This is a genomic window from Streptomyces sp. R41, from assembly GCF_041053055.1.
GTDB lineage: Bacteria > Actinomycetota > Actinomycetes > Streptomycetales > Streptomycetaceae > Streptomyces.
This window is the reverse complement of the sequence record NZ_CP163443.1, coordinates 7365683-7387415: the sequence shown is the minus strand read 5'-3', so window position 1 is coordinate 7387415 and position 21733 is coordinate 7365683. Positions and strand designations below refer to the sequence as shown.

The following is a 21733-nucleotide window of genomic DNA, read 5'->3' as shown; positions in this document are numbered from 1 at the left end:
TGTGTCCCCCGTTTGGGTTCAGTGGATGTGTCGTACGAAGACGTCGGACACGCCGTTGGTGTCGTCCGGCACCGGGTCGGCAGCGTCCGAACTGAAGGTCATCGCATGCCCCTTGGCGGCCAGGGCGCCCTTCCCGGCCCCTGCACCCGCCGGGCCGGCCGCCGTGCTCCTCCCCGTCCGCAGGTCGAGCACACGCGGCCCGCCCGCGTCGGCGACGGCGACCCGGTGGCCGTCGTCCGTGGCCACCGTGGCGCGGCCATCGGCCACCCGCCGCACGGCACCGGTGCGGACGTCGTGGCCGTACAGGCCGCCCCGGGCGTTGAAGAGGAGGGCCGGGAACCGGGTGCCGGCCGTGAAGGCGACGCGCCCGGCGTCAGTGCTGAGCAGCGGCGAGCGGTGCGCGTAGCCGGGGCCGAGGTCGATTCCGGTGACCTCGCCGGTGGTCAGGTCCTTCCCGCGCAGACACGCGAAAAACTGCGCGCAGCCGGGGCCAGGCGCTGTCGACGGGAGCGCGACGTACCGCCCGTCGGCACTGATCGCGGCATCGGTCGGCGGTCCGTCGGCCTGGTTACCGTCGGCGGCGACGCCGGCCCGTTCGACGCGAGGCGGGTGCGGCGCTGCGGCTCCCGTGAGCGCGAGCAGCAGCGCCGTCTCTAAGGCGCCCGCGGAAACAGTGGACGCTTGTGCGGCTCTGGACATGGTTCCCCCCGAAACCTTGTCGTTCCCCCCGCCCCCGCGCCGAGGGCTCACTGGGATGCAACCGCACCACACACCTCGGGTCAATGCGCTCGTTTACGTACAACCCGGGCGGCTCGTCATGCGTCCGCGAGTCCCGCCCGCCCCAGCGCCTCGTCAAGGAACTCCCGTACGTGGGACAGGATTTGGCCACGATCGGTACCGCGCAGACCGATCGCCACATGGATGGAGAAGCCGTCGAGGAGAGCCCGCAGCCGGGAAGCGAAACGGTCCGGGTCGACCGCGCGGAACTCGCCGCGAGAGACGCCCTCGGCGATCAGCGCCACCAGGTCCCGGTGCCAGGCGCCCTCGATGGCGACCTGCCGCTCGCGGGCGTCCTCGTCGGCGTTCTGCGAGCGGTTCCAGACCTCCAGCCAGAGCGTCCAGTGCGGGTCGCGGTGACCGTCGGGAATGTACAGGTCGACGTACGCGTCGAGGCGTTCACGGGCGGTTCCCCGAGCGGCCAGCAGTCGGCTCCGCTCGGCGCCGAGGCGGCCCTCGCTCCACTCCAGGGTCTGCAGCAGCAACTCGTCCTTGGAGCGGAAGTAGTAGAGGAGATGGCCGCTGCTCATGCCGACCTCGCGGCCGAGCGCCGCCATGGTCAGCTTCTCCAGACCGCGTTCGGCGATCATGTCCATGGCGGCGACGAGCACGTCCTCCCGCGGTGGCGCGTTCTTTCGCGCACCGGCCATCCCTGGCTCCTGTCGTTCCTCAGACCTTCGGCTGCTGCTGGGTGATGCAGTGGATGCCACCGCCGCCCGCAAAGATCGTACGTGCGTCCACCAGCGTCACCGTCCGCTCCGGGAACAGCCGGCGGAAGATCCCGGCCGCGATCTCGTCGCGCGGGTCGTCGAAGCCGCAGAGCACGACGCCGCCGTTGCAGAGGTAGTGGTTGATGTACGAGTAGTCGGCCCAGTGGCCGTCGGCCTCCAGGACGGTCGGCGCGGGGACCTCGACGACCTCGATACGGCGCCCGCGGGCGTCGGTCTGCGCGCCGAGCAGCCCGATGATCTCCTTGCTGACCTCGTGGTCGGGGTGCGCCGGGTCCTGCTGGGCGTGCGCGACGATCACGCCGGGGCGCGCGAAGGCGGCGACGATGTCGACGTGGCCGAGCGTGCCGAAGCCGTACGGAGGATAGTCGCCGGTCAGTCCGCGCGGCAGCCAGATCGCCTTGCGGGTGCCGAGCTGGGCGTGGATCTCCGCCTCGACCTGCTCGCGGGTCCAGTCGGGGTTGCGCTCGGGTCCGAGCTGCACGGTCTCGGTGAGCAGCACGGTGCCCTCGCCGTCGACGTGGATCGCACCGCCCTCGTTGACCAGCCGCGAGGCGTACGTCCGTGCTCCGGCGAGGTCGCTGACGTACGCGCCGATCTTCGAGTCGTGCTCCCAGCGGGCCCAGTCCTGGGCGCCCCAGCCGTTGAACGTCCAGTCCACGGCGGCGAGTTCGCCCTTCCCGTTGGTGAGGAAGGTGGGGCCGATGTCGCGCATCCAGGCGTCGTCGAGTTCGCGTTCGACGGTGTCGATGTCGGCGCCGAGGAGCGCGGAGGCTTCCTGAGACTGTCCCGGACCGCACACGACCGTGACCGGCTCGAAGCGGCGGATCGTACGGGCCACCGCCGCCCAGGCCGCCCGCGACTCGGCGAGGTCCTCAGGGCTGTCGAAGGTGGGATTGGAGCCCGGCCACGCCATCCAGGTGCGCGCGTGCGGGGTCCACTCGGCGGGCATTCGGAAGCCGTCGGCGGCAGCAGACATGGGTGATCCTTAGAGGCTGTGACATTTACAAGAAGTACAGGCGGTTGAGGGATACGGAGTCGGCGGGCTCGGAGCGCAGCGGGTCGCCGTCGAGGGTGACCAGGCCCGTGCGCTGGTCGACGTCGACCGCTCCGGTGCGGGAGTTGAGCCGCAGGTCGGCGGGGCCGATGCCGCGGGTGCCGCGGACGGCCACCCGGCGCCTGCGCGTCGGCATCGTGTCGTTGCCCTGGTCGACCGCGGCCTGGGCGACGAAGGCCACCGAGATCTCGGCGGGTGTCGCGCCGTGCGCCCCGAACTGCGGCCCCAGGACGAGGGGTTCGCAGGTGTCGGTGGCGGCGTTCGGGTCGCCGACGACTCCGTACGCCGGGAAGCCGGACTTCAGCACGAGCTGCGGCTTGGCGCCGAAGTACTCGGGCCGCCACAGCACGATGTCGGCGAGCTTGCCGACCTCGATGGAGCCGACCTCGTGCGCGAGGCCGTGCGCGATGGCGGGGTTGATGGTCAGCTTGGCCATGTAGCGCAGGACGCGTTCGTTGTCGTGGTCCTCGGGGGCGCCGAACTCGGCCTTCATCTTTCCGGCCATCGCGAAGGTCCGGCGTACGGTCTCGCCCGCGCGGCCCATGCCCTGCGCGTCCGAGGACGTGATGCCGATCGCGCCCAGGTCGTGCAGCACGTCCTCGGCGCCCATCGTGCCGGCCCGGATCCGGTCGCGGGCCATGGCCGCGTCGCCGGGCAGGTCGGTCTTCAGGTCGTGGACGGAGACGATCATCCCGTAGTGCTCGGCGACCGCGTCCCGCCCGAAGGGCAGGGTCGGGTTGGTGGAGGAGCCGATGACGTTCGCGACTCCCGCCATTTTCAGCACATTCGGTACGTGGCCGCCGCCGCAGCCCTCGATGTGGAAGGCGTGGATGGTGCGGCCTTCGAGGACCCGCAGTGTGTCCTCGACGGACAGGCACTCGTTCAATCCGTCGCTGTGCAGGGCGACTTGGACGTCGTGCTCCTCGGCGACCCGCAGCGCGGTGTCGAGCGCGCGGGTGTGCGCGCCCATGTCCTCGTGGACCTTGAAGCCGCTCGCGCCGCCCTCGGCGAGGGCCTCGACCAGGGGCGCGTCGCAGGACGACGAACCCCGGCCCAGGAAGCCGATGTTGACCGGCCAGGCGTCGAAGGCGCCGAAGGCGTGGCGCAGTGCCCAGGGGGAGTTGACGCCGACGCCCCACACCGGGCCGAACTCCTGGCCGATGATCGTCGTCACGCCGGAGGCGAGCGAGGCCTCCATGATGCGCGGCGACAGCAGGTGGACATGCGTGTCGACGGCTCCGGCGGTGGCGATGAGCCCCTCGCCGGACACGATGGACGTGCCGGTACCGACCACGACGTCGACGCCGTCGAGGGTGTCGGGGTTGCCGGCCCGCCCGATGGAACAGATCCGCCCCTCGCGGATGCCGATGGAGACCTTGCGGATCCCCTGCGCCGCGTCGATCACCACGACATTGCTGATGACGACGTCGCAGGTGTCACGGACGGCGGCGGCCTTGAGGTGCAGCCCGTCGCGCGCCGTCTTGCCGAAGCCGGCGAGGAACTCGTCGCCGTGCTTCTGGGCGTCGGACTCGACGCGGATCGTCAGCCCGGAGTCACCGAGCCGGACGCGGTCGCCGGCGCGTGGGCCGTGGGTGGCGGCGTACTCGTAGGGATTCACAGCTGAGCTCCCAGATATCCGCAGGCGGCGGCCCTGCGCAGGGCCTCTTCCTTCGCCCCCGGCGCGTCCAGCGGCCCGTCGACCAGACCGGCGAACCCGATCGCGATGCGCTCGCCGCCGATGGGCAGCAGCCCGATCTCGACGCTCTCGCCGGGCCCGAAGCGGACGGACGACCCCGCGGGCACGGCGAGCCGCATTCCGTAGGCCGCCGCCCGGTCGAAGTCGAGCCGCGGGTTGGCCTCGAAGAAGTGGAAGTGGGAGGTGACGGAGACGGGCACGGTGGCCGTGTTCCGCACGAGGAGCCGTACGTCCGCCTCGGGCTCGGTGTGCTCCGGACCCGGCAGCAGCGCGCCCGGAGCCCGGTCCCCGAGGCCGCCGCCGATGGGGTCGCTGACGACCGCGAGCCGTGAACCGTCGTCGAAGACCGCCTCGACGTGCACCTCGGTGACGACGTCGGCGACGCCCGGCAGGACGTCGTCGGGGCCGAGCACGGACCGGGCCGCCTCGATGGACTCCGCGAGCCTGCGCCCGTCGCGGGCGGCTTCGCAGACGGTGTCCGCGATGAGCGCGGTCGCCTCCGGCACATTGAGCCGGAGGCCGCGCGCCTTGCGGGCCCGGGCCAGTTCGGCGGCCGAGAACAGCAGCAGCCGGTCACGCTCCGTAGGGGTCAGTCTCACGCCACGACACCTCCTTGCCTTCCTCACTTTAGAGCATCACTCTAAAGGGCAGATTCCTGAAACGGAAACATTGACGAGCCACCTTCCAAGGCGTCACATTGAACGTCGCTCAAACATTGAGGCGAGCTTCCCGGCGGCCGATCGAAGGAGACCAGCCATGCCGATAGAACAGCGCGGAGTCGACACCATCCCCGACGAGGAGCGCACCAGCGGTCCACGTGACCTGATGTCGATCCTGCTCGGGTCCAATCTGTGTCTCGGCGTGATCATCTTCGGTTGGCTGCCCCCGTCCTTCGGGCTCGGCTGGTGGGCGTCGGTGAGCTCGATCGTGGTGGGCACGGTGATCGGCACGGCGCTCACGGCGCCGCTGGCCCTGGTGTCGCTCCGCACCGCGACGAACCTCTCCACCTCCTCCGGCGCCCAGTTCGGCGTACGCGGCCGTCTGGTCGGCTCGGTCGTCGGCCTGCTCCTCGCGCTCGGCTACACCGCGCTGACCGTGTGGATCGGCGGCGACGTGATGGTGGGCGCCTTGAACCGCCTGTTCGGACTGCCGGCGTCGGGCGTCTCGTACGCGGTGGTCTACGGGCTGCTCGCCGCGGCGACCGTGGCGGGTGCCGTGTACGGCTACCGGGTGCTGCTCGCGATGTCCCGCGTGCTGGCGATCGGCATGACGGCCCTGCTGGTCGTGGGCGTGATCGCGTACGCCCCGCACTTCACCACCTCCGCGCTCCCGGAGACCGGCGGCTATCTGCTCGGCTCCTTCTGGCCGACCTGGCTGCTGGCGGCGGTGGCGGCGGGCCTGTCCGGCCCGATCGCCTTCATCACGCTGCTCGGCGACTACACGCGCTACATCTCCCCGGTCCGCCACTCCTCCCGCACGGTCCTGCACGCCACCTGGCTGGGCCTGATCGCCGGTCTCCTCGTCCCCCAGCTCTTCGGCACCTTCACGGCGTACGCGGCCCGCGCGGCCCTCGACTACGCGGGACCGCTGGTCTCCGCCTCGCCCACCTGGTACCTGATCCCGCTCCTGCTCGCCGCCTCCGCGGGCTCCGTCGGCAACGCGGGTCTGATGCTCTACTCCATGGGCCTGGACCTCGACGCGATCCTGCCGCGGGCCTCGCGCGCCCGTGCCACCTACACGGTCGCCGCCGTCGCCACGGTCTGCGTCTTCGTCGGCCACTACGCCTGGGACGCGCAGTCCGCGATGACGTCCTTCGTGCTCCTGCTGACCGCCATCGGCACCCCCTGGGCCGTCATCACCCTCATCGGCTTCGCCCGCTGCCGCGGTGTCTACGACCCGGACGCCCTCCAGGTCTTCAACCGCCGCTCACGGGGCGGCGTCTACTGGTACCGCGGCGGCTGGAACATCCAGGCCGTGGTCTCGTGGGCCCTCGGCGCGTTCACCGGTCTGCTGGCGGTGTCGCTCCCGTCGTACGAGGGTCCGCTGCTGTCGCTGACCGGCGGGGTGGACTGCAGCTTCGTGCTGTCGGGGCTGGTGGGCGGGGTCGTCTACCTGGCGTTGAGCGCGCGGACCGCTCAGGTACCGGTGTCCTCGGGGTCGTCGGACACGGAACACCAGCGGGCCTCGGTCGCGTCGTAGCGCAGGGTGCCGTGCCGGAACCGCGCCAGGTCCAGGGCGCGCAGCTTCCGGTACGCCTCGTCGTCCACCTCGGGACCGAGGACGATCCGGGTGCCGGTGGCGGTGTCCTGGAGGACGACGGGGCGCGGTGCCTCCGGGGCCTGATCCAGGGGTGTCCGGTGCAGGGCGCTCTTCAGCCTGCGGTACGCGTCGTCGGCGAGCCGTCCGCCGAAGCCGCCCAGGAAGGACTGCAGGGGCAGGGCGACGAGGAACAGCCAGTGCAGTTCGTCGGGGCCCCGCCGGGTCGGCCAGACCCGGACCCTGACCTGGGCGCCGAGCGCGACGAAGGCTTCGACCAGGGGGGTTTCGGAGCCGGGCGGTTCGTTCGCGTCGACGTACAGGTCGACGAAGTCCTCGGTGAGCGGCGTGAGTTCGTCAGACACTGCGCTCCTCCGGGAGCGGGATCAGCCAGGCCTTGCCACCGCCGACGGCGGCGAGATGTCTGCCCTCGGGGCTGTAGGCGACCTTGAGCATGGTCACGGGGCCGAAATCGCCGTCGAGTTCGAACACCTTGCGACGCGCGGTCGGGTCCCAGACCGACACCGCCGTGCCGGAGGCCACGGCCAGACGGGTGCCGTCGGGGCTGAACGCCACGCACCGGACGCGGTCCGCGAGTTCGAGCTCCACCACGCACTCGCCCGTCGTGGCGTCCCACACGCGGGCCGTGCGGTCCAGGCCGGCCGTCGCGAAGTGTCCTCCCTCCGGGTGGAAGTCCACCCCGAACACCATCGCGGAGTATTCGACCTGCAGCAGCCGATCGCCAGTACGAGCGTCCCACACCCGCACGGAGGAGCGCCCGGCGGTGACCAGGCGCGTCCGGTCCGGGCTGACGGCCACCGCGTAGACGGAGGCCTGGTGGTCGATGTTGACGATCCGGGTGGGCCGCTCCACCGTCCAGATGCCGACCAGGTGATGGCTCGCCGCGACCAGCTGCGAGTTCCCGCAGAACGCCACCGCGGACACGTCGTACTTTCCCGCGGCGATCTCCACCACTAGTTTCCCCGTGTCGCTGTCGCAGACCCGGACCTTGGAGTTGCCGCTCATGGCGATCCGCCGCCCGTCGGGCGTGAACGCCAGGCACAGGACGCGCTCGTCGGAGCCCGCCGTCTGAATCGCTGCCAGCACACCACCGGCCACCCCAAGAGCCGCGACCAGGCCGAGTCCCTTGAGAGCCGCCTCATCGAGAGGGGGACGAGTCGTCCCGTGATGATGTCCGTCCAGGTCGAATATCGTCGCGCTTCGCTTGTCGCACCCGACGGCCACACTGCGGCCGTCGGGACGGAAGGCGACCGACCAGGCGGCTTTCGGCGTGGCCAGTTCCACGACCCGGGCCCTCGGCACCCCGGGCCCGGCCACTTGGGTCGGCACCTCCTCGGCATCCCCGGACGGCGTCCGCCCCGCGACCTCCCGCCGCGCCGCCGCCACCACCCCGTCCGGATCGGGATCGTCCGGCGAGAGCTGGGCGAAGCGCTCTCCGATGGCGAGCACCGCGTCCCACTGCCCGGCGGCGTGCAGGGCAAGGGCCTCCGCGCGCAGTGACGCCCGTGCCTGCCGGGTGCGGGCGAGTTCGAGGCGGCCGCGTACGTCGCGGTAGTCGGGGTCGAGGTCGAGGATCGCGGAGAGGTGCTCCACCGCGGCGTCCCAGTGACCTGAGTCGGCGGCGCCCAGGGCCGCGATGTAGAGGTGGTGCAACCGGCGGCGGCGGAGGGCCTCTTCGAGTTTGGCGGCGCTGTTCCGGTACGCGCGGTCGCGGGCGGCCACCGCGCGGAACGCCGCCACCGCGTCGTCCCAGCGCTCGGTGTAGAGCGCGGCGAGACCCTGGACGTACAGCTCGTCCACGTCGGTCGTCGGCCGAGCGGCCGGCTCCTGGCCGATGTCGAAGAGCAGGCCGTCCAGCGAGCGCATGTACAGCACGGGCGTGCCCCATTCGAGGGTGCCCGGGAGTTCCAGGAGGATCGACTGGCGCGCGTCCATCACCGCCGCGTCCACGCCGCGTCGCAGCGCGAGCGCCTCGTAGAAGCTCCGGCTGAACTCGACGGCGGCCCGGTCGGAGACGGGGTACTGCATGGCGAGCGCGGCGGGCACCCCGGCCCGCATCAGCGCGCCGCCCACGCTGGAGAAGGGGTCGGCCGGGCCGGCCCGCCCGGTCTCGCAGGCGTTGAGGACGACCAGCCGCAGCGACGGATGGCCGTGGAGCACCATCGCCAGGCTCTCGGCGCCCAGTTGGTAGGTGCCTCCGCTCCCGTCGGCGAGTGCCAGGCTGCCTTCCTGGGCCACCCGGTCGAAGCCGCCGTGCCCGATGAAGTGGAAGATGTGCCAGGGGCCGTGGCCCGGGCGGAGTGCGGCACGCAGATCGCGCCAGGTCTCGCCGCCGACCCAGCCCAGTTCGATCAGTCCGTCACGCTGCAGCTCCTCCAGGGCGCCGCCGAGTCGCTCCTTCTCGAGCTCCACGGCGAGGACTTCCTGATCCTCCGGGCGGGCGATCATGCACAGGATCCTGAGCGGCGGCTCGACGCGCAACGGCCTCTGGGGTACGGGCACTTGGGGGTGCCGGATGAGCGAGGCGGTCTGGCACACATAGCCGTTCAGGCCCGGGTCGAAGAGGAACTCCCAGGGCAGCCGGGCGAGTTCGGGCGGTCTGACGCGCAGGACCAGGCGCAGATGCCGTTCCTCGCGTGCGGCGGTGTGCCGGGCGGCGGCCAGCAGGGCCCGGCCGTCTCCGGCGGTGAGGGTCTCGAAGAGGCTCCGGCCGAGGAGCTGCACGGGCTGTTCGTCGGGACTCGCGCTGCGGCGGACGCGCGCCGACGAGGCGATCACGGCGTCCGGGATACGGGCGGCGAGGATCCGCAACTCCTCGGGGGACAGCGGCAGGCGCGTACGAGTGGAGGTCTCCGCGCCGTCGGGACCGCGCAGCGCGATCTCGTAGACCTGCGGTTCCGTGGCCGTGATCTCGGCCTGGAAATCCAGGACTTCCATGGACGTCCCACCCCCCGTCGGACGCTTCTCACCATCCCACAGACGCGGCCCGGGGAGCAGAGAAAGGGCGCGGCCCGGCGGCGGAGAAACCCACGGGGCCCGCCCCGGTGTGCACCGGCGCGGACCCCGTCCCGCTCGCCTCAGCCCAGCGGATGCATCCAGCCGTGCTTGTCCTCGGTGACACCCCGCTGGATGTCGAGCAGTGCCTCACGCAGCTTCAGCGTGACCTTGCCGGGCTCGCCGCCCGACTGCTGCCACTCGGCGTTGGTGCGCTTGACCGTGCCGACGGGCGTGATGACGGCGGCGGTGCCGCAGGCGAAGACCTCGGTCAGCGTGCCGTTCTCCGCGTCGCGCTGCCACTGGTCGATGGAGACGCGGCCCTCCTCGGACTCGTAGCCGAGGTCGCGGGCGACCGTCAAAAGGCTGTCGCGGGTGACGCCCTCCAGGATGGAGCCGGTGAGGGACGGGGTGATGATCTTGTCGCCGTACACGAAGTACAGGTTCATGCCGCCGAGTTCCTCGACCCACTTGTGCTCGACCGCGTCGAGGTAGCAGACCTGGTCGCAGCCCTTCGCCGCGGCCTCGGCCTGGGCGAGGAGAGAGGCCGCGTAGTTGCCGCCCGTCTTCGCGTCGCCCATGCCGCCGGGGACGGCGCGCACGCGGTCCTCCGACAGCCAGATGGAGACAGGCTTCACGCCGCCCGCGAAGTAGGCGCCCGCGGGCGAGGCGATGACGAGGAAGAGGTACTCGTTGGCGGGCTTCACGCCCAGGCCGACCTCGGTCGCGATCATGAAGGGGCGGAGGTAGAGCGATTCCTCGCCGCCGTGCGCCGGAACCCAGGCGCGGTCCTGCTGGACCAGCACGTCGCAGGCCTCGATGAACGTCTCCACCGGCAGCTCCGGCATGCCGAGCCGGCGGGCGGAGGCCTGGAAGCGCTTGGCGTTCTTGTCCGGGCGGAACGTGGCCACGGAGCCGTCGGGCCGACGGTAGGCCTTGAGGCCCTCGAAGATCTCCTGCGCGTAGTGCAGGGTCATGTTCGCCGGGTCGAGGGAGAGCGGGCCGTACGGAACGAGCTGGCCGTCGTGCCAGCCGCGGCCCTCCGTCCACTTGATCGTCACCATGTGGTCGGTGAAGTGGCGGCCGAACCCGGGGTTGGCCAGGATCGCCTCGCGCTCCGCGGCGGAGAGCGGAGTGGCGGAGGGCTTGAGCTCGATCGTGGGCTGCGTCATGAGTGATTGTCCTTCACCGGTTGTGTGTGACTGGCCGCGCTCACGCCCCAAACTGCCAGTGGCCAGTGTTAGGACGTCCGAGCATTCCCTCATTCCGCGGCTCCGCGTTCGATTATCGCGCGCGGGGACCCGTGGACGAAAACGGCGTGAATGCGGCCCTTGGGATTGCCCAGGGGTTGATGGTGGCACCCGGCGAGGGCATAGGAAAAGCCGCCGGGTGCGGATGCGACCCGGCGGCTACTACGAAACGTAAGTGGCGTGGGGGTCCCCCCACGCCCTTTGGCAGTGGGGGAGGGTCAGCCGGCTACTCGTACGGCGAGCGCGTCGCCGATCTCATCGGTGCTGCGGGCGGGCTTGCCCACGCGCTCGGCGAGGTCGGCCGCGACGGCGTCCTCGATGCGGGCGGCCTCGGTCTCGTAGCCGAGGTGACGCAGCAGGAGGGCGACGGACAGGACCGTGGCGCTGGGGTCGGCCTTGCCCTGGCCCGCGATGTCGGGGGCCGAGCCGTGCACGGGCTCGAACATCGAGGGGAACTCGCCGCTCGGGTTGATGTTGCCGGAGGCGGCGACGCCGATGCCGCCGGAGACGGCCGCGGCGAGGTCGGTGATGATGTCGCCGAAGAGGTTGTCGGTGACGATCACGTCGAAGCGCTCGGGCTGCGTGACGAGATAGATCGTCGCCGCGTCCACGTGCATGTACTCGGTGGTGACCTCGGGGAACTCCTCGGCCACCTTGTTGAAGACGTTCGTCCACAGGTGGCCGGCGAAGGTCAGCACGTTGTTCTTGTGGATGAGCGCCAGCTTCTTGCGCGGGCGGGCCTGGGCGCGGGCGAAGGCGTCGCGGACGACCCGCTCGACACCGAAGGCCGTGTTCACGGAGACCTCGGTGGCGACCTCGTGCTCGGTGCCCTTGCGGATGGTGCCGCCGTTGCCGGTGTACGGGCCCTCGGTGCCCTCGCGCACCACGACGAAGTCGATCTGCGGCTCGCCGGCCAGCGGGGTGGCGACACCCGGCAGCAGCTTCGACGGACGCAGGTTGACGTGGTGGTCGAAGGCGAAGCGGAGCTTCAGCAGGAAGCCGCGCTCCAGGACACCGGACGGGACGGAGGGGTCACCGATCGCGCCGAGCAGGATCGCGTCGTGCTGCTTCAGGGCGTCCAGGTCCGCCTCGGTGAGGGTCTCACCGGTGGCGTGGTACCGCCTGGCGCCGAAGTCGAACTCCTTGGTCTCCAGCTTCACATCCTGGGGAAGGACGGCGGAGAGGACCTTGAGCCCCTGGGCCACGACCTCCTGGCCGATGCCGTCACCGGGAATCACTGCGAGATTGATGCTGCGAGACATGACGGCACCGTACTCCTTGTCCCATGGGATGACATGCGGTGTCCGCCATACGGACATTCCGGAGTGTCGCGGAGGACACTCGTAAGGCTGTGTTCACCCTTACGTATGGCGGCTGTTGGGGCTTGCTGGGAAGTTCCCAGTCATGGACACCCCTGACGTCGGCATTCCCGAGCAGCTCGCGCGCGGTATGAGCATGGCGGAGCAGCACGAGTATCTGCGGACGAAGCTCACGCGGCGCCGCGCGCTGGTGACGGCGGGCGCGTTCGCGGGCGGCGGGCTGCTGGCCGGTTGCGCCTCGGGGACGGCGACGCGCACGTCCACCACGACGCCGAGCCCCGCCACCAGCCGCGTACCCGGCTCCGTCGTCGTGCCCTTCGGCCGCCACCTCGCCTTCGGCGCGGACCCCAAGACCCAGATGCGGATCTCCTGGCAGGTGCCGTTCGCGGTCAAGAAGCCGTACGTACGGGTGGGGCTGACGCCCTGGGGACTGAGCCGGAAGATCGAGGCCGAGGTCCGCGATCTGCACACACCCGGGCTCGCGGGGCAGCGGTTCGCGCTGGACCAGTACTACCTGCACGCGGCGCTCGACGGCCTGCGCCCCGGCACGACGTACTACTACGGCGTCGGCCACGAGGGATTCGACCCCGCGTCGCGGGAGCGGCACTCCACGGTCGGCTCCTTCCGTACGGCGCCCGCCGGTCCCGGGAAGTTCGTGTTCACCGCCTTCGGCGACCAGGGCGTCACCCCCGACGCACTCGCCAACGACAAGGCGCTCCTCGGCCGGCACCCGTCCTTCCATCTGCACGCGGGCGACATCTGCTACGCGGACTCGGTCGGCCTCGGCAAGGACTCCGACGTCTACGATCCCAGCGCCTGGGACCTGTTCCTCAAGCAGACCGAGTCGGTGGCGAAGTCGGTGCCGTGGATGGTGACGACCGGCAACCACGACATGGAGGCGTGGTACTCGTCGAACGGGTACGGGGGCCAGTCGGCGCGCTGGACGCTCCCGGACAACGGCTTCGACGCGCGCAAGGCACTCGGCGTCTACTCGTTCACGTACGGCAATGTCGGGATCGTGGCACTGGACGCGAACGACGTGTCGTACGAGATCCCCGCCAACAAGGGCTACACGGACGGCAAGCAGACGGCCTGGCTCGACAAGCGGCTCGGAGAACTGCGCAAGACGGTCGATTTCATCGTCGTCTTCTTCCACCACTGCGCGTACTCGACGTCGACGCACGCCTCCGACGGGGGCGTACGGGACGCCTGGCTGCCGCTGTTCGCCAAGCACCAGGTGGACCTGGTGATCAACGGGCACAACCACGTGTACGAGCGCACCGACGCCATCAAGGGCGGCGAGGTGGGCAAGCAGGTGCCGGTCGGCGCGTCGACCGATCCGACGCGGGACGGGATCGTGTACGTCACGGCGGGCGGGGCGGGCAAGAGCCTGTACCGGTTCCCGGCGGGGGTGAAGGACAGCTACGAGGGGAAGGTCACGCACCGCGAGTCCATCGAGACCTTCCACTGGACGAAGTCGCAGCATCAGAACAAGGACACCGTGGAGTGGTCGCGCGTGCGCTACACCGGCTTCTCCTTCCTCTCGGTGGAGGTGGAGGCGGGCACGTCGCCCAAGCTCAAGGTGTCGGCACTCGCGCAGAGCGGCGAGCGCATCGACTACTTCGAGGTGCGGCGCAGCGGCTGAGTCTGCGAGGCGCACCTCGGAGTGCTGAGCCTACGAGGCGCGGCGCGGAGGCTCAGCACTCCGAGGTGCGGCGCGAGGCAGGAGCCTCGCGCCGCACCCCGTGCGGGTGCGGCTCCCGGTATGTGAGGTGGTGGACGGGTCAGTGACCCGTCGCGCCGCCGTTGTCCCTGCGGTCGAGGGCGCGCTGGAGCGCGGCGGCGGCGTTCTTGCGGTCGGACTCGCTCGTACGGGAGATGTGACGGACTCGGCGGACGGTCGTCTCGGCCATGATGAATCGACTCCTTGCCTCCGAGAGGCCCGGGAAGGGCAGCCGGAAGTGCGGTGAGGAATTTACGAGACGCCGGAAGGGGCGGGGAGCGGTGCCGCAGGGGTTGCCTGCCAAGGGCTCCGGCTCACGACCGCCATTCGCTGGGTCGAGCGAGACGTTCGGCTCCTACAAAGCTAGGCGAGGAGCGGGCATCTGTCTCCACAATTACTCGGACTTCCTACTATCTGAGACGGTGGATTGGGTCACACGCCCCTGACCTGGGACGACCGTCCGAACGGCGTCACCCGCCGCCGGGTGCAGACGGAGGGCGCCCACCGTCGGAAGAAGGCAGAGCACGCCGAGCGCCACGAACGCGACGGCGTACGCCGAGCTCGCTGCGTCGGTCAGCGCCGCGCCCCCGCGCAGTGCGACCGTGACAATGGCGACGCCCAGGCCCGCGGCCAGTTGATGGGAGGTCGCGAAGAGCGCGTTGGCGTCGCGCAGCCGCTCCTGCGGGGTCTCGCTGAAGGCGATCGTCGCGTAGCTGCTGAGCCCGACCGACCGGGCGACGCCGCCGAGCGCCGCGACGACCGCGATCACCGCGACCGGCGTCGCGGCGGTGAACAGCGCACAGCCCGCGGTCGCGGCCGCGAGCCCCAGCGTGGAGACGATCAGCAGCGGCCGGAAGCCGAACCGGTTGATCAGATACGTCGTCGCGGGCTTGATCCCGATGTTGCCGACGAAGACGAAGAGCACGACCGCGCCCGACTTCACCGCGCTCCAGCCGAAGACCTCCTGGAAGAGCAGGGGCAGCAGGAAGGGGATGGCGGAGACGACCGCCATGTAGAGCGAGCCGTCGAGCGCCGAGGCCCGGAAGGACTGGACGTCCAGGGTGCGGAGGTTGACCAGCGGGTGCGGGGTGCGGAGCAGGTGGCGTACGGCGGCTCCGAGGGCGACGACGGCGATCGCACCGGACACGGCCGCCTCCGCCGAGGTGCTCCGGGTCTCCGAGACCAGGTGCGCGGTCCAGGTCAGGGCCGCGAGGCCGGTGCAGGTGAGCAGGACGCCGGTCACGTCGAGCGGCGGTGTCTTGCCCGGCGCGCCCGACGCGATCAGGCGGCGCGCTACGAGTAGGGCGAGGGCGCCGAGGGGCACGTTCAGGAGGAAGATCCAGTGCCAGGAGGCGTACGTGGTGATCACTCCGCCGAGCAGGGGCGCGACGACCGGGGCGGCGAGCCCGGGCCACACGATGTAGGCGACCGCGCGCGGCAGATCCTGCTTGGCGGTGCCGGCGAGGACGACGAGCCGGCCGACCGGCACCATCATCGCGCCGCCGACGCCCTGCAGGACGCGCATTCCGACGAGTACGCCGAGGTTGGGCGCGACGGCGCAGGCCAGCGAGGCGAGGGTGAAGACCGCGATCGCGGCGAGGAAGACGCGGCGCGACCCGAAGCGGGCGGTGAGCCAGCCGGAGAGGGGGATGAGGACGGCGAGGGTGACGAGGTAGGCCGTGATGATCAGGCCCACGGAGGCGGGGGTGGTGTGCAGGTCGTGGGCTATCTGCGGGGCGGCCGTCGACACGATCGTGCCGTCCAGCATCTCCATGAAGAAGCAGCCCGCGACCAGGAGCGCGGTGCCGCGCTGGCGCGAATCCAACATGGATCCAGGTTCGGGGCCACCATTGCTGCACACAAGGTCCGATTGCTTCATGCAGAATTGCGTCTCATGCAGCAGTCATCGGACGTGGCGGCACCCCTTCCCGACATGAACCTCCTCCCCGCCCTGGACGCCCTGCTCCGCGCGGGCAGCGTCGCGGGCGCGGCGGCCGAGCTGAACGTGTCCCCCTCGGCGATGAGCCGCACCCTGGGCCGGCTGCGCCGGGTGGTCGGCGACCCACTCCTCGTACCGTCGGGCCGGGGCCTGACCCTCACGCCGCGCGCGCTCGCGATGCAGCCCCGGGTGCAGACGGCCCTCGCGGACGCGGTGGCGGCGCTGCGGCCGCCGCGCGAGATGGAACTCGCCACCTTGCAAAGGGAGTTCAGGATCCGCACGAACGACGGGGTCGCCATGTCGCTGGGTGCCCCGCTGCTGGAGCTGGCGGCCCGGGAGGCGCCCGGTGTACGGCTGCGGCTGCTGCCCGAGGGCGACGAGGATCCGGCGGACCTGCGCACCCATGTCGACCTGGACGTAGGCGAGTTGCCTGACCCACTGCCGCACGATGTGCGCAGCTCGCCCCTGCACGAGCACCACTACGTGGCCGTCGCGCGCGCCGACGCCGAGTTCGCGAGCGGGCCGCTGACCGCCGTCCGGTTCGCCGCGCTGCCACACATCACGGTGACCCGGCGCGGCCGCACACACAGCGTGGTGGACGAACGCCTCGCCGAACTCGGGCTGCGCCGCGACATTCTCGCCACCGCCCCGACCTACGGCGCGGCCTGCTTCTTCGCCCTCCGCACGGACGCGCTGGCGCTGGTCCCGTCGGAGGTCGCGATCGAGGCGTCCCGCGTGCTGCCGCTCGCGGTGCTGGAGATTCCGCTGGACCTGCCGACGGTCGCGACAGGCCAGGCCTGGCATGTACGGGTGGACACCGATCCGGCGCATCGGTGGCTGCGGGGAGCGCTCGCCAGGGTGGCCGCGAAGGTCACCCCTGGCGAGGATGCAGCGCCCGCAACTCCCTGATCAGGGCGCGGACGGCGACCGTCGTGGCGAGCTCCGGCGTGGTGACGTACCCGACGGAGCGAGTCGGGCGCTCCGGACCGAGATCGGTGATCTCGGTTGTGAGCGGTGCACTCGTGAGGGACAGCGCGGGCATGATGGCCATTCCGAGACCACTGCTCACCATCGAGAGCACTGCTCCGTCGTCCTCGGCGCGGACCGTGGCGCAGGGGATCCAGTCCTGCGCCGCCCACCAAGTCCGGGTGTAGGACGAGCAGTTCTCGGTCCAGTCGACCAGCGGGAGCGAGCGCGGGTCCGGGTGACCGGCCGGGTGCACCAGGGCGTACGGCTCCTCCAGGAGTACGTCGCCGACCAGCTCCGGCGGCACCGGCGTGTTCGTGCCGAGGGTGGCGATCCCGACGTCCGCGCGGCCCTCGGCCACCTCACCCGCCGTGCCGGGCCCCACCTCCCGTACGACGCGCACGGTCGGCTCGATACCGGGGTGCCGGGCCGCCAGCCGTTCCAGCGCGGGCGGCAGCAGATGCAGCGCCGCGCTGCGGAAGGCGGCGATGCGCAGCGGCCCGGCAACGGTGTCCCCGCCGTCCGGTCCGGCGCCGGCGCCCCGCGCCTCCGCGACGAGCGTGTCCAGCATCCGCAGCACCCGCCGTGCGTGCGCCACCGCCCGCTCCCCCGCGGCCGTCGGACGCGCCCCGCGCCGCCCGCGCTCGAACAGCACGACGCCCACCTTGCGTTCGATGCCGCGCACCGCGTGCGAGACCGCGGACTGCGTCATGCCGAGCGTGCCGGCGGCCGCCGAGAAGCCGCCCTCGCGGGCGACGGCCACCAGGGTCCGCAGCTCCTGCGGGGCGAGATCGACTGTGCTCATCGGCGCTCCCGCGGGGCGAGGTCGGCTGTGCTCATCGAGGCCCCTCCGGAGCAAGGTCGGCTGTCGTCATGAAGGGCTCCCCACCTGCTGCTATGAACACGGCTCATGGAAGTGGCCGTTCCATGAGCGCAACCCTCTGCCCGGGTGCCGCATTCCTCCTTACGGTCGCGTTCCATGAACGACATCGCGCTCACCGTCCAGCAGACCGCCCGCCCGACCGGCTTCCCGACCCGGGACCACTTCCGTTTCGCCGAGTCGCCCGTGCCCGAACCGGCCCCGGGCACGGCCCTCGTCGAGAACCTCTACTGGTCCGTCGACCCGTACCACCGCGAAATGATGGACGGCGACTTCGAGCTGGACGCCCCGCTGGAGGGCCGCACCCTGGGCCGCGTGATCGAGTCCCGGGACCCGGCGCTCCCCGAGGGGGAGATCGTCTTCCACCGCGAGGGCTGGCGCACCCACTCCGTCGTGCGCGCGGCGGAGACCAGACGCCTCCCGCACTACGCGGGCGTACCGCTGTCCGCGTATCTGAGCGTGCTCGGCGGCACCGGCCTGACGGCGTACGTCGGCCTGACACGGATCGCCCGGCTCCGGGAAGGCGAGGACCTGTTCGTCTCGGCGGCGGCGGGCGGGGTCGGTACGGCGACCGGGCGGTTCGCCCGGCTGATGGGCGCCGGGCGGCTGGTGGGCAGCGCGGGCAGCCCGGCGAAGGTGTCGTACCTGAAGGAACGGGTCGGTTACGACGAGGCCTTCGACTATCACGCCGGGCCCATGGCCGACCTCCTGGCCAAGGCCGCCCCGGACGGCATCGACGTGTTCGTCGACAACGTCGGCGGCGAACAACTCGGCGCGGGCATCGGCGCGTTGCGTGAGCGCGGGCGGGTGGTGCGGGTCGGAACGGTCGGCCAGTACAACACGCCGGACGCGCCGCCCGTGCTCTTCGACCACGCCGACGTGGTGGAGAAGAGCCTGCGCATCGAGGGCTTCCTGGTGCGCGACCACCGTGACGTACAAGAGGAGTTGTACGAGTTCGCCGTACCGCATCTGCTCAGTGGCCGGCTCGCGCTCGACGAGACGGTCGTCGACGGGTTCGAGCGGATCGTGGACGCGTTCCTGTCGATGCTAGGAGGCGGCAACACGGGCAAGATGATCGTGCGCGACCTCTCGCGAACCGGCTGAATGGTCCGGTGACGGCCGGTCAGAGCACGTCGCCGTCGCGCCAGTCGAAGACCAGCTCGTGCGCCGGGTCGAGGGGACCGGCCGACGCGGGGCGCACGAAGGTGGTGCCCTCCTCCTCCGACAGGCGCACGATGCCGTCCGGGCCGAGCGCCCAGATCCGGCCCGGCCAGACCTGCCAGCCCCGGGCCGCGTACAGGGCGGCTCCTTCCTCGCTCGCGGAGAGCGCCCCGAGCCCGTACGCCCTCTCGACGATCCGCTCCAGCTCGGCCATCACCCGTCCGCCGAGGCCCGTGCGGCGCACATCGGCACGTACCCCGACCGCCTCCACGTATCCGACGCGCAGCGAGCGGCCGCGGTGCAGGACGCGCCGCTGGATCACCGAACCGTGGGCCGCGAGACCGCGCTCGTCGTGCACCAGGACGTGGATGCCGCCGAGCCCGTGGTCCCAGTCCTCGTCGCTGAAGTCCCCGTCGAAGGCGTCGTCCAGGAGGTCGCGGGCGGCACGGAGTTCGGCGGGGGTGAGGTCCGCCGTGTGGGCGGTGCGCAGTCGGGTGGTCATCGGCCCAGTATTCACGGGGCCCTCGTTGGTGCGGGAGCGGATCGACCGCATCGCGGATTGCTCCTACCTCTGATCCTGTGAGACACCTTGACAGCCCCACAGACCCCCTCCACTCTCACAATCATCGGATGACTGCGAGAAGGAGGATTCCATATGTCGGTCCAATTACGAGCCCGCACGGCCCAGTTGCGGGCTCGCAGGGCCCCCTTGCGTGCCCGCACCATCGTGTTGACGCTCTGCTCCGCGCTGCTCGCCACCGCCGCGACCACGCTGCCGAGCCGCGCCGTCGCCGACGCGTCGAGTGCGGCCTGGGAGGTGAGGGGACCCCACGGCTCCCCGACGGCGGTCGTCGCGCTCGATCCTGCCGACGGGCACGCGACGCTCACGGTGAGACGCGACGGCGGAACGGTCCTGGAACCCTCCCCGGTCGGCCTGGTCACCGAACAGGCCGACTTCTCCCGGGGACTGACCTACGCCGGACGCTCCGACCGCACGGTCACCGAGCACTACACGAGCCCGACGGGCAAGTCCCGCAAGCGCGTCGTCCACATGACCGAGGCCCGCTTCCACTTCCGCACGGCGGCCGGTGCCCGGCTCGACCTGGTGACCCGGGTCGCCCCGGACGGTGTCGCCTACCGCTACGTCCTGCCGGGGGCCCACGGCAACGTGCTGCGCGAGACCTCGGCCTTCACCCTCCCCGCCGGTTCGAACGCCCTCCTCGGCGGCTACCGCGCGGACAACGAACTCCGCTTCTCCCGCTACGACTCGGCCGCGGCGGCACCGGCGGGCGCGTACATGATGCAGGGGCTCTTCGGGACGCCCGGCGGCTACGCCCTCATCGCCGAGTCGGACGTCAACGGCAGCTACGCGGGTGCCCACTTGACGCACGCGGCGGACTCGTCGACGTACGGCGTGAGCCTCTGGAACGACGAGCCGGTCCAGACGTCCGGCGCGCTCACCACCCCCTGGCGCGCACTCGTCACCGGCGATCTCGCGACCGTCACCGAGTCGACCTTCGTGGACGACCTCGCCCCGGCGTCCCGTGTCCGCGACACTTCATGGATCAAGCCGGGCCCGGCCCTGTGGACCTGGCTGGCGGGCGGCAAGGAGGCGGGGCAGAGCCTGGCGGCCCAGGAGAAGTACGTGGACTACGCGGCCGAGCGCGGCTGGCCGTACGAAGTCGTGGACGCGGGCTGGTACTTCAAGACCGACGCCTGGGACGTGGTCGACCCGAACTGGCAGACGGACAGCTGGATGCCGGAGCTGGTGCGCTACGCGGCGGCGAAGGGCGTCGGCATCCACGTCTGGCTGCACTACAGCCTGCTCACCGACCCGGCCGAGCGCGAGAAGTGGCTCGGGACCCTGGAGAGCTGGGGCGTCAAGGGCGTGAAGATCGACTTCATGGACTCGGAGTCCCAGGAGCGGATGCGCTGGTACGACGACGTGCTGGAGTCGACCGCCCGCCACCACCTCATGGTGAACTTCCACGGCTCGACGATCCCCAAGGGCATTCAGCGCACCTGGCCGCAGGTCATGACGATGGAGGGCGTCGGAGGCGAGGAGAAGCGCACGAACACCCCGGAGCAGCTGGCCTCGCTCCCCTTCACCCGTAATGTCATCGGCTCCATGGACTTCACGCCGGGCGCGTTCCACCGCCCGTACCGCCCGAACGTCGCTTCGGACGCGGGCGAGTTGGGTCTGACGGTCCTCTACGAGTCCGGCATCCAGAACCTCTCCGGAACCCCCGAGTCGTATGACGCGCGCCCCGAGGCCCGCCGCTACCTGGAGCAGCTGCCCGCCCGCTGGGAGGAGACCCGCCTCCTGACCGGCGATCCGGGCCGCTCGGCGGTCCTGGCGCGACGGGCCGCCGACGGCCGCTGGTTCATCGGCGGCACGTTCACCGGCCCGGCCCGCACGGTCGACGTACCGATCCGCCTGGGCGCCGGCCACTGGCTGGTGGAGACGGTGACGGACGGCCCGTCGGGGCTCGTGCGCGAGACGCATGCCGTACGCGGTGGCGACACCCTGGCCGTCCCGGTGACGGCGGACGGCGGTTTCGCGGCGATCGCCTGCCGCGCGCTCGAGGGCCGTACGACCTGCGAGAACTGACCCACCTGGGATGCGGCCGCACGGCGGCACCCGCGGCCACCGGCTTCCCGTGCGACCCCCACGGCCGAGCAGCGGATCGCCCACACGGCTGATCCTCCGCGCGGCATGCGGCATCGGGCTCCGGCAAGGGGAACGGTGTCGTCATGAGCGACACGACCAAAGCACTGCTCGAGGGCGGCCCGGACGACCTGCCCGAACGGATCGTCCCGATCCCGCCCCCTGGAACGGATGTGAAGATCGAGTTGCGCAATGGATACGAACACTTCAGGGCGACCCCGCGGCACGCGGACACCCCGGAGGGCAGGCTGCCCGTGTACGAGTGGTGGGAGCGGACGGAGTTCGCCGGGTAACTCCA

At 71.2% G+C, this 21733-nt stretch carries 19 protein-coding genes; 6 read left to right on the top strand and 13 right to left on the bottom strand.

What is annotated here, in order from left to right; genetic code table 11:
• Window positions 1–18: 18 nt before the first annotated feature.
• From AB5J53_RS33755 to ureA, 5 genes are all read right to left on the bottom strand, one after another.
• Window positions 19–699 (bottom strand): hypothetical protein, encoded by a 681-nt coding sequence (locus AB5J53_RS33755; RefSeq protein WP_369249392.1) that lies wholly within the window; start codon window positions 697–699, stop codon window positions 19–21.
• A 116-nt stretch (window positions 700–815) separates the two neighbouring features.
• Entirely contained in the window at window positions 816–1427 is a 612-nt protein-coding gene (locus tag AB5J53_RS33750) for a TetR/AcrR family transcriptional regulator (RefSeq protein WP_369249391.1), read from the bottom strand.
• Window positions 1428–1446: 19 nt separating this feature from the next.
• A complete protein-coding gene (locus tag AB5J53_RS33745; RefSeq protein ID WP_369249390.1) occupies window positions 1447–2484 on the bottom strand; it encodes an agmatine/peptidylarginine deiminase in 1038 nt (345 codons plus the stop codon).
• A 25-nt stretch (window positions 2485–2509) separates the two neighbouring features.
• Entirely contained in the window at window positions 2510–4180 is a 1671-nt protein-coding gene (locus AB5J53_RS33740; protein WP_369249389.1) for an urease subunit alpha, read from the bottom strand.
• Complete coding sequence (gene ureA / locus AB5J53_RS33735; protein ID WP_369249388.1) at window positions 4177–4857, bottom strand: urease subunit gamma; 681 nt, start codon at window positions 4855–4857, stop codon at window positions 4177–4179. The genes AB5J53_RS33740 and ureA overlap by 4 nt, the downstream gene beginning before the upstream one ends.
• Window positions 4858–5014: 157 nt before the next feature.
• On the opposite strand from ureA, the gene AB5J53_RS33730 reads away from it, so the two are divergent.
• On the top strand, window positions 5015–6457 hold the full coding sequence (locus AB5J53_RS33730) for a cytosine permease (RefSeq protein ID WP_369249387.1): 1443 nt from the start codon (window positions 5015–5017) through the stop codon (window positions 6455–6457).
• Here the strand turns inward: AB5J53_RS33730 and AB5J53_RS33725 are convergent.
• The 4 genes from AB5J53_RS33725 to AB5J53_RS33710 all read right to left on the bottom strand — a co-directional run bounded on the left by AB5J53_RS33725 (window position 6394) and on the right by AB5J53_RS33710 (window position 12041).
• On the bottom strand, window positions 6394–6879 hold the full coding sequence (locus AB5J53_RS33725) for a hypothetical protein (RefSeq protein WP_369249386.1): 486 nt from the start codon (window positions 6877–6879) through the stop codon (window positions 6394–6396). The two genes, AB5J53_RS33730 and AB5J53_RS33725, sit on opposite strands and share 64 nt — an antisense overlap.
• A complete protein-coding gene (locus tag AB5J53_RS33720) occupies window positions 6872–9472 on the bottom strand; it encodes a CHAT domain-containing protein (RefSeq protein ID WP_369249385.1) in 2601 nt (866 codons plus the stop codon). The genes AB5J53_RS33725 and AB5J53_RS33720 overlap by 8 nt, the downstream gene beginning before the upstream one ends.
• Window positions 9473–9612: 140 nt before the next feature.
• Complete coding sequence (locus AB5J53_RS33715) at window positions 9613–10701, bottom strand: branched-chain amino acid aminotransferase (RefSeq protein ID WP_369249384.1); 1089 nt, start codon at window positions 10699–10701, stop codon at window positions 9613–9615.
• Between the two features lie 296 nt (window positions 10702–10997).
• A complete protein-coding gene (locus AB5J53_RS33710; protein WP_369249383.1) occupies window positions 10998–12041 on the bottom strand; it encodes a 3-isopropylmalate dehydrogenase in 1044 nt (347 codons plus the stop codon).
• A gap of 142 nt (window positions 12042–12183) precedes the next feature.
• On the opposite strand from AB5J53_RS33710, the gene AB5J53_RS33705 reads away from it, so the two are divergent.
• Window positions 12184–13743, top strand: a complete 1560-nt coding sequence (locus tag AB5J53_RS33705; RefSeq protein WP_369249382.1) for a purple acid phosphatase family protein — start codon at window positions 12184–12186, stop codon at window positions 13741–13743.
• Window positions 13744–13882: 139 nt separating this feature from the next.
• On the opposite strand, the gene AB5J53_RS33700 is transcribed toward AB5J53_RS33705, so the two are convergent.
• A complete protein-coding gene (locus AB5J53_RS33700) occupies window positions 13883–14011 on the bottom strand; it encodes a hypothetical protein (protein WP_362510650.1) in 129 nt (42 codons plus the stop codon).
• A gap of 204 nt (window positions 14012–14215) precedes the next feature.
• A complete protein-coding gene (locus AB5J53_RS33695) occupies window positions 14216–15649 on the bottom strand; it encodes a DHA2 family efflux MFS transporter permease subunit (protein WP_369249381.1) in 1434 nt (477 codons plus the stop codon).
• 66 nt (window positions 15650–15715) lie between these two features.
• Between AB5J53_RS33695 and AB5J53_RS33690 the strand changes: the two genes are divergently transcribed.
• A complete protein-coding gene (locus tag AB5J53_RS33690; RefSeq protein WP_369249380.1) occupies window positions 15716–16669 on the top strand; it encodes a LysR family transcriptional regulator in 954 nt (317 codons plus the stop codon).
• Here the strand turns inward: AB5J53_RS33690 and AB5J53_RS33685 are convergent.
• Window positions 16632–17531 (bottom strand): LysR family transcriptional regulator, encoded by a 900-nt coding sequence (locus AB5J53_RS33685; protein ID WP_369249379.1) that lies wholly within the window; start codon window positions 17529–17531, stop codon window positions 16632–16634. The two genes, AB5J53_RS33690 and AB5J53_RS33685, sit on opposite strands and share 38 nt — an antisense overlap.
• 174 nt (window positions 17532–17705) lie before the next feature.
• Between AB5J53_RS33685 and AB5J53_RS33680 the strand changes: the two genes are divergently transcribed.
• A complete protein-coding gene (locus AB5J53_RS33680) occupies window positions 17706–18710 on the top strand; it encodes an NADP-dependent oxidoreductase (protein ID WP_369249378.1) in 1005 nt (334 codons plus the stop codon).
• Between the two features lie 19 nt (window positions 18711–18729).
• On the opposite strand, the gene AB5J53_RS33675 is transcribed toward AB5J53_RS33680, so the two are convergent.
• Window positions 18730–19269 (bottom strand): GNAT family N-acetyltransferase, encoded by a 540-nt coding sequence (locus tag AB5J53_RS33675; RefSeq protein WP_369249377.1) that lies wholly within the window; start codon window positions 19267–19269, stop codon window positions 18730–18732.
• A 153-nt stretch (window positions 19270–19422) separates the two neighbouring features.
• Here AB5J53_RS33675 and AB5J53_RS33670 point away from each other — a divergent pair, with 153 nt between their 5' ends.
• Both AB5J53_RS33670 and AB5J53_RS33665 read left to right on the top strand, forming a co-directional pair.
• Window positions 19423–21378, top strand: a complete 1956-nt coding sequence (locus AB5J53_RS33670) for a glycoside hydrolase family 97 catalytic domain-containing protein (RefSeq protein WP_369249376.1) — start codon at window positions 19423–19425, stop codon at window positions 21376–21378.
• Window positions 21379–21521: 143 nt separating this feature from the next.
• Complete coding sequence (locus tag AB5J53_RS33665; RefSeq protein WP_369249375.1) at window positions 21522–21728, top strand: DUF5988 family protein; 207 nt, start codon at window positions 21522–21524, stop codon at window positions 21726–21728.
• The last annotated feature ends 5 nt before the right edge of the window (window positions 21729–21733 follow it).